The sequence below is a fragment of the Acidovorax sp. BoFeN1 genome, assembly GCF_003345135.1.
Lineage (GTDB): Bacteria > Pseudomonadota > Gammaproteobacteria > Burkholderiales > Burkholderiaceae_C > Acidovorax > Acidovorax defluvii.
Genome location: NZ_QOZT01000098.1, coordinates 1 through 12,257, shown reverse-complemented (window position 1 = coordinate 12,257; position 12,257 = coordinate 1). Strand labels below are relative to the sequence as shown.

Below are 12,257 nucleotides of genomic sequence, written 5' to 3'. Positions count from 1 at the left end.
GTCGGAGGGGAGGGGGGCTGGCGTGGGTTCACGGCGGGCATTGTCGCTTGACATTGTCAGGGCGACCCTCTAGATTACTAACCGGCCAGTCAGTAAAAATTTCACGGTTGGGTTGCCTTGTCCCGTCGCAAAGGAGGGCGCGCTTTGTCGGCGGTGTTCGTCGGCTTTCGTGCGCGGGGCAGCCCACCGCCTCTATCCCGGATTTCCCATGCGCACACCTTTCGCCCGGCGGCCTTCGCTGCGGTATTTGTTTCTTGTCGCTTCTGCGGCCTTGCTGGCTGCGTGTTCCCGGTCAGCGCCGCCCGAAGAGCCCGTGCGCTCGGTCAAGCTGCTGACCGTGGGGGTCGGGGCGATGCAGTCCACGCTCGAATATTCGGGCGAGGTGCGCGCGCGCGTGGAGTCGCGCCTGGGTTTTCGGGTGGCGGGCAAGATCGTGCAGCGCCAGGCAGAGCTGGGCCAGCGGGTGAAGGCCGGTCAGGTGCTGGCGCAGCTCGACCCCCGGGATTACCAGCTGGCGGCAGATGCGGCGCGTGCGCAACTGGCCTCTGCCACCACGCAGCGTGATCTGGCTGCAGCCGACTTCAAGCGCTTTCAGGCACTGAAAGACCAGAACTTCATCAGCGGCGCCGAGCTGGAGCGGCGCTCGGCCACCCTCAAGGCTGCGCAGGCCACGCTGGACCAGGCGCGTGCACAGCTTTCTTCGCAAGGCAACCAGACGGCCTACACCACGCTGGTGGCCGATGTGGCGGGCGTGGTGACGGGCATTGAGGCCGAGCCGGGCCAGGTGGTGGCTGCGGGCGCGCCCGTGGTGCGCATTGCGCAAGACGGCGCGCGCGATGTCGTGTTTGCCGTGCCCGAAGACAAGGTCGGGCTAATCAAGCCCGGCCAGGACGTGACGGCGCGCGGCTGGTCGGGCGGCGCACCGCTGGCGGGCCGCGTGCGCGAGGTGGCGGCCAGTGCCGATGCCGCCACGCGCACCTACCAGGTCAAGGTGGCGCTGGGAGGCGCCGAGGTGCCCGCTCTGGGCGCCACGGTGTATGTCACGCCCATGGCGTTGAGTCATGCGGGGGTTGCGGCCATCAAGCTGCCGACCAGTGCGTTGCGCCAGGAAGGGCAGGCCACGGCGGTGTGGGTGTACGACCCGGCCACCAGCACGGTCAATTCGCAGGTGGTGCAGATCGCTACCGCCGATGGCAACGATGCCGTGGTGGCCTCGGGCCTGACGCCCGGCATGCAGGTGGTGGCCACCGGCGTGCATGTGCTTTCGCCGGGGCAGAAAGTCATGATTTATCAGCAAAAAACGGCTGTAGCGCCCGTGCCTAAAGCGCAGACAGCTACGAATTCAGTAGCTATTCCGGCAGTGCCTGCCGCATCTGCAGCGGCTGCGGCCTCTTCCGCAAAGTAAGGCCGGACATGACCCAACGACAACCCAAAGAGGGGTTCAACCTCTCCAAGTGGGCACTCGACCACCCCGCGCTCACCCGCTACCTCATGGTGGTGTTGATGCTGCTGGGCTTTGCAGCCTATTTTCAGCTGGGGCAGGACGAAGACCCGCCCTTTACCTTTCGGGCCATGGTGGTGCGCACCTACTGGCCGGGCGCCACGGCGCAGCAGGTGGCCGAGCAGGTGACCGACAAGATCGAGCGCACGCTGCAAGAGGTGCCTTACGCCGACAAGATCCGCAGCTATTCGAAGCCCGGCGAGTCGCAGATCATTTTTCAGATCAAGGATTCGTCCAAGGCCAGCGAGGTAGCCAACGTCTGGTACAGCGTGCGCAAGAAGGTGGGCGACATGCGCTACACGCTGCCCGGGGGCATCCAAGGGCCGTTCTTCAATGACGACTTTGGCGACGTGTATGGCGTGATCTACGCGCTGGAGTCCGAGGGCTTCAGCAACGCAGAACTCAAAACATTTGCCGACGACGCGCGCCAGCAGCTGCTGCGCGTGCCCGATGTGGCCAAGGTTGAGCTTTTTGGTGTGCAGGACGAAAAGCTGTTCATTGAAGTCTCGCAAAAACGCCTGGCGCAACTGGGCCTGGACATGAACCAGGTGCTGGCACAACTGGGCCAGCAAAACGCAGTGGAGGGCGCTGGCGCCTTCCAGACGCCGCAAGACCAGGTGCAAGTGCGGGTAGGGGGGCAGTTCAATGCCATTGAAGACCTGCGCGCCATGCCCATACGGGGCCCTTCGGGCGCGCAACTGCGCCTGTCGGACATTGCCGATGTGAAGCGCGGTTATGTGGACCCCGCCACGGTGAAGGTGCGCCACCAGGGGCGCGAGGTGATTGCGCTGGGCGTCTCCATGGCCAAGGGGGGCGACATCATTGCGCTGGGCAAGGCCTTGCAGGGGGTGACCGGGCGCATCAACGGCACGCTGCCGGCAGGCGTGAAGCTGGTGAACGTGCAGGACCAGCCCAAGTCCGTGGCCACCTCGGTGAACGAGTTCGTCAAGGTGCTGATCGAGGCGGTGGTGATTGTGCTGGCGGTGAGCTTTATCAGCCTGGGGCTGCACAAGCGCCCGGGCAACCACCCCCTGTGGAAGCGCTGGTACATCGACCCACGCCCGGGCTTGGTGGTGGGCATCACCATTCCCATGGTGCTGGCCGTGACCTTTTTGGCCATGTGGTACTGGAATATCGGCCTGCACAAGATCTCGCTGGGCTCGCTGATCATTGCGCTGGGCCTGCTGGTGGACGACGCCATCATTGCGGTGGAGATGATGGTGCTCAAGCTCGAAGAGGGCTACGACAAGGTGCGTGCCGCGACCTTTGCCTATGAGCTCACGGCCATGCCCATGCTGACAGGAACGCTCATCACCGCCGCCGGTTTTCTGCCCATCGGCATCGCCAAGTCCGTGACGGGCGAATACACCTTTGCCATCTTTGCCGTGACGGTGATTGCGCTGGTGCTGAGCTGGATCGTGTCGGTTTACTTTGTGCCGTATCTGGGCACGCTGCTGCTGAAGGTGCCGCCGCATGTGGCGGCGGCGCAGGCCAGCCAAGGCATCACGGACGACCCGCACGAGGTGTTCGACAGCCCTTTCTACACCGCTTTTCGACGGCTGGTGCACTGGTGCGTGGAGCACCGCTGGCTGACCATTGGCGCCACGGTGCTGACCTTTGCTCTGGGCGTTGTGGGCATGGGCAAGGTGCAGCAGCAGTTCTTTCCGGATTCGAGTCGCCCCGAAATCATGGTGGACATCTGGTTCCCCGAGGGCACTTCGTTCGCGGGCAATGAAGAGGTCACCAAGCGGGTGGAGCAGCGTCTGCTTTCCGAACCCGGCGTGAGCACTGTCAGCACCTGGGTGGGTTCGGGTGTGCCGCGGTTTTATCTCCCGCTCGACCAGGTGTTTCCGCAGACCAATGTGTCGCAGTTCATCGTGGTGCCGCAAGACCTGAAAATCCGCGAATCGCTGCGCAACAAGTTGCCGGCGCTGCTGGCGCAGGAGTTTCCGGAAGTGCGTGGCCGTATCAAGCTGCTGCCCAATGGGCCACCGGTGCCGTATCCCGTGCAGTTTCGCGTGGTGGGGCCGGACCCGCTGGTGCTGCGCGAGCGCGCCGACGAGGTCAAGGCCGTTCTGCGCCAGAGCCCCGACATGCGTGGCGTGAACGACAACTGGAACGAATCGGTAAAGGTGCTGCGCCTGGAAGTGGACCAGGCCAAGGCACGCGCGCTGGGGGTTACCAGCCAGTCCATTGCGCAGGCATCCAAGACCATTTTGTCGGGCACGCAGGTGGGGCAATTCCGCGAGGGCGACAAGCTGATCGACATCGTGCTGCGCCAGCCGCTGGATGAGCGCAACGCCATCACCGACATTGCCAATGCCTACCTGCCCACTGCTTCGGGCAAGTCGATCCCGCTCACGCAGATCGCCAAGCCCGTGTTTACCTGGGAGCCCGGCGTCATGTGGCGCGAGAACCGCGACTACGCCATCACCGTGCAGGGCGACGTGACCGAAGGTCTGCAAGGCGCCACGGTGACGGCGGCGCTGCTTCCGGCCCTCAAGGAGATAGAGGCCCAATGGCGCGCTACGGGGCAGGGGGGATATCGCATTGAAGTGGCGGGGGCCGTGGAAGAAAGCTCCAAGGGCTCGGCGTCGATTGCAGCGGGCATTCCGATCATGCTGTTCATCACCTTCACGCTGCTCATGCTGCAACTGCACAGCTTCAGTCGCGCGATGCTGGTGTTTCTGACCGGGCCGCTGGGCCTGGCGGGAGTGGCGGGTGCCTTGCTGCTGCTGGGTCGGCCGTTTGGCTTTGTGGCGTTGCTGGGCGTGATCGCACTCATGGGAATGATCCAGCGCAATTCGGTCATCCTGATCGACCAGATCGAGCAGGACCGCGCCCGGGGCGTGCCCGCGTGGGACGCCATCGTGGAGTCGGCGGTGCGGCGGCTGCGGCCCATCGTGCTCACGGCAGCGGCGGCGGTGCTGGCCATGATTCCGCTGTCGCGCAGCGTGTTCTGGGGGCCCATGGCCGTTGCCATCATGGGCGGACTCGTGGTGGCCACGGTGCTGACATTGCTGGCCCTGCCGGCCATGTATGCCGCCTGGTTCCGTGTGCGCCGCCCGGTTCCCGAGGTGGCATGAACGCATGTATTCAAACTGCTTCCCACATCAGGGTAAAATAGAAGGTTGACCGATTTCACACAGGCGGCAGCTCAGTTTGCCGCCTGTTTGTTTGTAGAACCGCGCGGGTGGCGAAATTGGTAGACGCACCAGGTTTAGGTCCTGACGGTAGCAATACTGTGCGGGTTCGAGTCCCGCCCCGCGCACCACCCCTGTGAGACTTTGCGGAACACGGCGCCGCTGCGCTGCAGCCAGCACGATCCACATCCATACGAGGAATAGCGATGTCCGTTACTGTTGAAACCCTTGAAAAGCTCGAGCGCAAGATCACGCTGAGCCTGCCCCTGACCACCATCCAGACCGAAGTTGACTCGCGTCTGAAGCGCATGGCCCGCACCGTGAAGATGGACGGTTTCCGTCCTGGCAAGGTGCCCATGAATGTTGTCACCCAGCGTTATGGCTACTCTGTGCAGTACGAAGTGCTGAACGACAAGGTGGGTGAGGCCTTTGCCGTGGCCGCCAACGAAGCCAAGCTGCGCGTGGCGGGTCAGCCACGCATCACCGAGAAGGAAGGCGCCCCAGAAGGCCAGGTCACCTTTGACGCCATCTTTGAAGTGTTCCCTGAAGTCAAGATCGCTGATCTGGCGGGCGTGGAAGTGGAAAAGCTCTCGGCCGAAGTGACCGATGCTGCCATCGACAAAACCATTGATATTCTGCGCAAGCAGCGTCGCAGCTTTGCCCAGCGCGCCCTGGACGCAGCCGCACAGGACGGTGATCGTGTGACGGTGGATTTCGAAGGCAAGATCGACGGCGAGCCTTTTGAAGGCGGCAAGGCTGAAGACTTCCAGTTCCTGGTTGGCGAAGGCCAGATGCTCAAGGAATTCGAAGACGCAGTGCGCGGCATGAAGTCGGGCGAAAGCAAGACGTTCCCCCTGGCTTTCCCAGCCGACTACCACGGCAAGGATGTTGCCGGCAAAACGGCCGACTTCCTGGTCACCGTCAAGAAGATCGAAGCCGCCCATCTGCCCGAAGTGAACGATGCCCTGGCCAAGTCACTGGGCATTGCTGACGGCTCGGTGGAAGGCCTGCGCGCCGACATCAAGAAGAACCTGGAGCGTGAAGTCAAGTTCCGCCTGCTGGCCCGCAACAAGGCAGCTGTGATGGACGCCCTGGTTGCCAAGGCTGAGCTCGACCTGCCCAACGCCAGCGTGCAGGCTGAAATCGCCCGCCTGCTCGAAGGTGCCCGTGCCGAACTCAAGCAGCGCGGCATCAAGGACGCCGACAAGGCCGAGATTCCGGAAGACGTGTTCCGTCCCCAGGCTGAGCGCCGCGTGCGCCTGGGCCTGGTGGTGGCGGAACTGGTTCGCGCCAATGAGCTGTTCGCCAAGCCCGAGCAACTCAAGGCCCACATCGACGAGCTGGCTGCCAGCTACGAGAAGCCTGAAGACGTGGTGCGCTGGTACTTCGGTGACCGCCAGCGTCTGGCCGAAGTCGAAGCCGTTGTCATCGAAAACAACGTGACCGATTTCGTGCTGGGCCAGGCCAAGGTGATCGACAAGGCCGTCTCGTTTGACGAACTGATGGCCCAAGGCTGAGACCGGGCGGCCGAGTCCATCCCTTGCGGATGATCTCGCGCCAGCCAGCCATCAGGGGCTTGTGCTTTGGTGCACAAGCCCCAATTCATTTCTGGGTACAGTAGCTGCCTGACTGGAGAAATAATGAGCGCATTGGAAACACAAGGCCTGGGCATGGTCCCCATGGTCATCGAGCAGTCGGGCCGCGGCGAGCGGTCCTATGACATCTATTCGCGCCTTCTGAAGGAGCGCGTGATTTTCCTGGTGGGCGAGGTCAACGACCAGACGGCCAATCTGGTGGTGGCCCAGTTGCTGTTTCTGGAAAGTGAAAACCCAGACAAGGATATTTCGTTCTACATCAACTCTCCGGGCGGAAGCGTCACGGCGGGCATGTCGATTTACGACACCATGCAGTTCATCAAGCCGGATGTATCCACCCTTTGCGTGGGTTTCGCGGCCAGCATGGGCGCTTTCTTGCTGGCGGCTGGCGCCAAGGGCAAGCGGTTTTCGTTGCCCAACTCCAAGGTCATGATTCACCAGGTGCTGGGCGGCGCGCGCGGCCAGGCTACCGATATCGAGATCCATGCGCGCGACATCCTGCGCACCAAGGACCAGATGAACCGCATCCTGGCCGAGCGCACAGGACAGCCTCTGGAAAAGGTCAAATCAGACACCGAGCGCGACTACTTCCTCACAGCCGACGAAGCCAAGGACTACGGCATCATCGATCAGGTGATTCACAAGCGTTCCTGAGTCGGCCCGTGGTGGCCACGCGGCGTTTTCCCGCTGGGAAGACGCCGCTTTTTATTTGGGTATCATCCCGACAACTTTCCGTAACAAGGCATTGCCCCCATGGCCGAGAAAAAAGGCTCTTCCAGCGAAAAAACCCTTTACTGCTCTTTTTGCGGCAAAAGCCAGCATGAAGTGAAGAAGCTGATCGCCGGTCCGTCGGTCTTTATCTGCGACGAGTGCATTGACCTGTGCAACGAGATCATTCGCGATGAGCTTCCAGTCGGTGACCTGGCGCGTGAAGGGCGCAGCGACCTGCCCACCCCGGTAGAGATCAAGACCAACCTGGACAACTATGTCATTGGTCAGGAGCAGGCCAAGCGCACGCTGGCGGTGGCCGTCTATAACCACTACAAGCGCCTGCGTCACAAGGACAAGGCCCACAAGGACGACGTGGAGCTGTCCAAGAGCAATATTCTGCTCATCGGCCCCACGGGTTCGGGAAAGACGCTGCTGGCGCAAACTTTGGCGCGAATGCTGGATGTGCCCTTCGTCATGGCCGATGCCACCACGCTGACCGAGGCGGGCTATGTGGGCGAGGACGTTGAGAACATCGTTCAGAAGCTGCTGCAAAGCTGCAACTATGAGGTGGAGCGCGCCCAGCGCGGCATTGTCTACATCGACGAGATCGACAAGATTTCCCGCAAGTCGGACAACCCCAGCATCACGCGCGACGTGTCGGGCGAGGGCGTGCAGCAGGCGTTGCTCAAGCTCATCGAAGGCACCATGGCCAGCGTGCCGCCCCAGGGCGGGCGCAAACACCCCAACCAGGATTTCCTGCAGATCGACACGATCAACATCCTGTTCATTTGCGGTGGCGCGTTCGCAGGTCTTGAAAAGGTCATCGAAAACCGCACCGAGGCTTCGGGTATCGGGTTCGGCGCATCGGTCAAGAGCAAGAAGCAGCGCTCGCTGTCCGAGGTGTTTACCGAGATCGAACCAGAAGATCTGATCAAGTTTGGCTTGATTCCAGAGCTGGTGGGCCGCATGCCCGTGGTGACGGCACTGGCCGAGCTGAGCGAAGACGCGCTGGTGCAGATCCTGACCGAGCCCAAGAATGCGCTGGTCAAGCAGTACAGCAAGCTATTGGCCATGGAAGGCGTGGATCTGGAGATTCGCCCCGCCGCGCTGAAGGCAATTGCCCGCAAGGCGTTGGCGCGCAAGACGGGTGCCCGCGGTCTGCGCTCGATTCTGGAGCAATCCCTGATCGGAACCATGTTCGACCTGCCCAATACCAGCAATGTCGAAAAGGTGGTGGTGGACGAGTCCACGATTGAGGAAAACAAGCCACCTCTGCTCGTTTACCGCGAGGCGGCCAAGAAAGCCTGAAGCGACCGGAGCGGGCGCACTTTCGCGGCCCCCTGAAACCCATCAACCCTTGCTGCAGTGCGGCTGTGCGCAAGGGTTGAAAATCCCCACATGTGGACCATATTCCACAGAGTACTTTGAGGATTTCCATGTCCGGACATACCCCCCTGCCAGCCACCCCCATTGATCTGCCGCTGTTGCCTTTGCGCGATGTGGTGGTGTTCCCCCACATGGTCATTCCGCTTTTTGTGGGTCGACCCAAGAGCATCAAGGCGCTTGAGTTGGCGATGGAGTCCGACCGGCGCATCATGCTCGTGGCGCAAAAGGCGGCCGCGAAGGATGAGCCTTCCGTCGAGGATATGTTCGACGTGGGCTGTGTCTCCACCATCCTGCAGATGCTCAAGTTGCCCGACGGCACTGTCAAAGTGCTTGTTGAAGGTCAGCAGCGCGCTCTGGTGACATCCATTGCCGATGCGGAAACCCATTTCACGGCGACCGTGACCCCTGTCGAGCAAGACCAGGAAAAGCACAAATCGAGTGAAATCGAGGCGCTTCGCCGGGCGGTGATGCAGCAGTTTGACCAGTACGTCAAGCTCAACAAAAAGATCCCGCCCGAGATTCTCACGTCCATCTCCAGCATCGACGACCCCGGTCGGTTGGCTGACACCATTGCGGCCCACCTGCCTCTCAAGCTGGAGAACAAGCAGGTGGTTCTGGATCTCTCTGACGTCAAGGTGCGCCTCGAGAATTTGTTCGAGCAGCTTGACCGGGAAGTCGACATCCTGAATGTCGACAAGAAGATTCGCGGCCGCGTGAAGCGGCAGATGGAGAAGAATCAGCGCGACTTCTATCTCAACGAGCAGGTCAAGGCCATCCAGAAAGAACTCGGCGAGGGGGAAGACGGCGCCGATATTGAAGAGATCGACAAGAAGATCAAACTCGCCAAGATGCCGGCAGAGGCCCGCAAGAAGGCCGAGGCCGAGTTCAAAAAGCTCAAGCTGATGTCGCCCATGTCGGCAGAAGCCACCGTGGTGCGCAGCTATATCGATGTGCTCACGGGCTTGCCCTGGAGCAAGAAGAGCAAGATCAAGCACGATTTGGGCAATGCCGAAACGGTGCTCAATGAAGACCATTTCGGCCTCGACAAGGTCAAGGACCGCATCCTTGAATATCTTGCAGTGCAGCAGCGCGTGGACAAGGTCAAGGCGCCCATCCTGTGCCTGGTGGGGCCACCCGGCGTGGGCAAGACCTCGCTGGGGCAGTCGATTGCCAAAGCGACCGGGCGCAAGTATGTGCGCATGGCGCTTGGCGGGATGCGCGACGAAGCGGAAATCCGTGGGCATCGCCGCACGTACATCGGCGCCATGCCAGGCAAGGTGCTGCAGAGCCTGGGCAAGGTAGGAGTGCGCAACCCCCTGTTCCTGCTGGACGAAATCGACAAGCTGGGCACCGATTTTCGGGGCGACCCGTCGAGTGCGCTGCTGGAGGTGCTGGATCCGGAGCAAAACCACACCTTTGGCGACCACTATGTCGAGGTGGACTTCGATCTGAGCGACGTCATGTTCGTGGCGACATCGAACTCGATGAACATTCCGCCCGCCCTGCTTGATCGCATGGAGGTGATTCGCCTGTCGGGTTACACCGAAGACGAGAAGACCAGCATCGCCATGAAATACCTGCTACCCAAGCAGCTCAAGAACAATGGCGTGAAGGACGAGGAACTTCTCATCACCGAAGGTGCTGTGCGCGATATGGTGCGCTACTACACCCGCGAGGCCGGTGTGCGCTCGCTGGAGCGCGAGCTCTCCAAGATCTGCCGCAAGGTGGTGAAGGGGTTGCAGCTCAAAAAGCTGCAGCCGCAGGTCGTCGTGAATGAAGATAACCTGCCCGACTTTTTGGGGGTGCGCAAATACACCTACGGCCGCGCGGAGTCTCAGAACCAGGTCGGCCAGGTGGTTGGGCTTGCGTGGACGGAAGTTGGCGGCGATTTGCTCACCATTGAGGCGGCTGCCATGCCGGGCAAGGGTGTCATCACCCGCACGGGTTCGCTGGGCGACGTGATGAAAGAGTCGGTTGAAGCCGCCCGTACGGTGGTGCGCAGCCGGGCACGCATGTTGGGCATCAAGGACGAGGCTTTTGAAAAGCGCGACATCCATATTCACGTACCCGACGGCGCCACACCCAAGGATGGCCCCAGCGCGGGCGCGGCCATGACCACTGCATTTGTGTCGGCCCTCACGGGGATTCCAGTGCGGGGTGATGTGGCGATGACAGGGGAAATCACCCTGCGCGGCGAGGTCACTGCGATTGGTGGCCTCAAGGAAAAACTGCTGGCGGCGTTGCGCGGCGGAATCAAGACGGTGCTGATCCCTGAAGAGAACATGAAAGACCTGCAGGAGATTCCCGACAACGTGAAGAGCGGTCTGGAGATCGTGCCGGTCAAATGGATCGACAAGGTGCTGGAAGTTGCTTTGGAGCGCAAACCGGTTCCTTTGAGTGATGAAGAGGCGGCTGTCGTGGTGGCATCGGCGGCAGAAAAATCGGTTGTGGGTGCGGCCAACGCCGATCCGTTGAAGCATTGATGAAAAAATGCTGGCAGCCCTTGAAAATTGCGCTACAATACACTCCATCGCAGCAAACGTTGTATAATGTGAAGCTTCGGTAAATGCGGGAATAGCTCAGTTGGTAGAGCGCAACCTTGCCAAGGTTGAGGTCGAGAGTTCGAGACTCTTTTCCCGCTCCAATTTCCAAAAAAAGGGAAGCGTTAGCTTCCCTTTTTTGTCGGAGGAAAGTGATTTTTTGGCGCGGTAGCAAAGCGGTTATGCCCCGGATTGCAAATCCGGTTAGTCCGGTTCGACTCCGGACCGCGCCTCCAGAACACCATTGGTCCAATCCGATGCAACAAGGCCCTTCGGGGCCTTTTTTGTTGGGTCGCTTCAGTGGACGGTCTGAGTAAATTTTTCAAAAAAATGTTCTCAGCTTCTGGAGAGCTAAAAAATAACGCTATAATTTGAGACTTGCTGATGCACGCTGAAGGTGACTACAGGGTGTAAAAGTAAATGCGGGAATAGCTCAGTTGGTAGAGCGCAACCTTGCCAAGGTTGAGGTCGAGAGTTCGAGACTCTTTTCCCGCTCCAAATATGCAAGGGAAGCTTCGGCTTCCCTTTTTTCTTGGTGATGGCGATAGTCCGGTTGATCGGGCGTTGCGTTCACCGGATAAGACAGGGGCATTGCGTGTCCGCGCGGCCCGGGTTACGCTGTGACGCAGGTGTGCGTTGGGCAGCCGGCGCCCCGATGGTGAAATTGGTAGACACTGCGGACTTAAAACCTCCTTTGTCAAGTTTTTTCCATCACGAGAGAATAGGCCGAAAAGCTAGCAATGGCGCGGGTTTCAAGCCTTCAGGCATTGCTTCCGAGTTGGTCCCTTGGACGGCTAGGAGCCAGCTAGGGGCCAAGCGAGCGGTACAGTTAGAGCAAGCTCGGCAGTAGCCGTGCGAAAATGGACTCGGTAACGAGGCAAGCCAGCCCGAGTGGTGAAATTGGTAGACACAAGGGACTTGAAAAATTTGAGCCCTCCGGAGGAAACTCCGAAGGTGAAGCCCGTCAAATTCGGTGAACGCCCTGGATGTGCAAACGTCCGAGCCAACGCCGAGCCAAGCCCTGAATCGAAAGGTTCGTGGGAAGGTGTAGAGAGCAGACGGCGGGCACCTACGGCCGCAAGGCTATGGTGAAGGCGTGCTCCAGACCACGAACAGCGCTCACGCTGGCGGCGAAAGTCGAAGTGGTAAGAAAATCCCTCGACCTCACGGTCATGCCGGTTCGATTCCGGCCCCGGGCACCACAGATAAGGCCGCATGGTTCCACAATCGTGCGGCCTTTTTCTTTTTCCCTATGGGAAGTGGCTTTGACTAGTGCGCGAACGTGCGCCGAAGTGTGCCGGAATCCGGGGGCATATGGGGGCACATTTAGGGGCTCATTTTCAAAAAGTGGGGGCACATTCCCGAAAAGCGGGGGCAACTG

6 protein-coding genes and 4 tRNA genes are annotated in these 12,257 nt (G+C 60.7%); all 10 read left to right on the top strand.

Translation table 11 applies throughout. The features are described from left to right. Positions 1-208: 208 nt before the first annotated feature. A complete protein-coding gene (locus DTW89_RS16790) occupies positions 209-1,405 on the top strand; it encodes an efflux RND transporter periplasmic adaptor subunit (protein WP_114656754.1) in 1,197 nt (398 codons plus the stop codon). Positions 1,406-1,413: 8 nt separating this feature from the next. Beyond that, a complete protein-coding gene (locus tag DTW89_RS16785; protein ID WP_114656753.1) occupies positions 1,414-4,587 on the top strand; it encodes an efflux RND transporter permease subunit in 3,174 nt (1,057 codons plus the stop codon). A gap of 101 nt (positions 4,588-4,688) precedes the next feature. Further along, a tRNA-Leu gene (locus DTW89_RS16780) sits at positions 4,689-4,775 on the top strand. Between the two features lie 75 nt (positions 4,776-4,850). Beyond that, positions 4,851-6,161, top strand: a complete 1,311-nt coding sequence (gene tig / locus DTW89_RS16775) for a trigger factor (RefSeq protein WP_024815651.1) — start codon at positions 4,851-4,853, stop codon at positions 6,159-6,161. A 123-nt stretch (positions 6,162-6,284) separates the two neighbouring features. Then, positions 6,285-6,893, top strand: a complete 609-nt coding sequence (gene clpP / locus DTW89_RS16770) for an ATP-dependent Clp endopeptidase proteolytic subunit ClpP (protein WP_024815650.1) — start codon at positions 6,285-6,287, stop codon at positions 6,891-6,893. Between the two features lie 99 nt (positions 6,894-6,992). Next, positions 6,993-8,258 carry an ATP-dependent Clp protease ATP-binding subunit ClpX gene (gene clpX / locus DTW89_RS16765; RefSeq protein ID WP_114656752.1) on the top strand — a complete coding sequence of 422 codons (1,266 nt, stop codon included), beginning with the start codon at positions 6,993-6,995 and terminating at the stop codon, positions 8,256-8,258. Between the two features lie 128 nt (positions 8,259-8,386). Next, entirely contained in the window at positions 8,387-10,819 is a 2,433-nt protein-coding gene (gene lon / locus DTW89_RS16760; RefSeq protein ID WP_114656751.1) for an endopeptidase La, read from the top strand. An 85-nt stretch (positions 10,820-10,904) separates the two neighbouring features. Then, positions 10,905-10,980 (top strand) — tRNA-Gly (locus DTW89_RS16755). Between the two features lie 58 nt (positions 10,981-11,038). After that, positions 11,039-11,112, top strand: a tRNA-Cys gene (locus DTW89_RS16750). Positions 11,113-11,298: 186 nt separating this feature from the next. Further along, positions 11,299-11,374: transfer RNA gene (locus DTW89_RS16745), tRNA-Gly, on the top strand. The last annotated feature ends 883 nt before the right edge of the window (positions 11,375-12,257 follow it).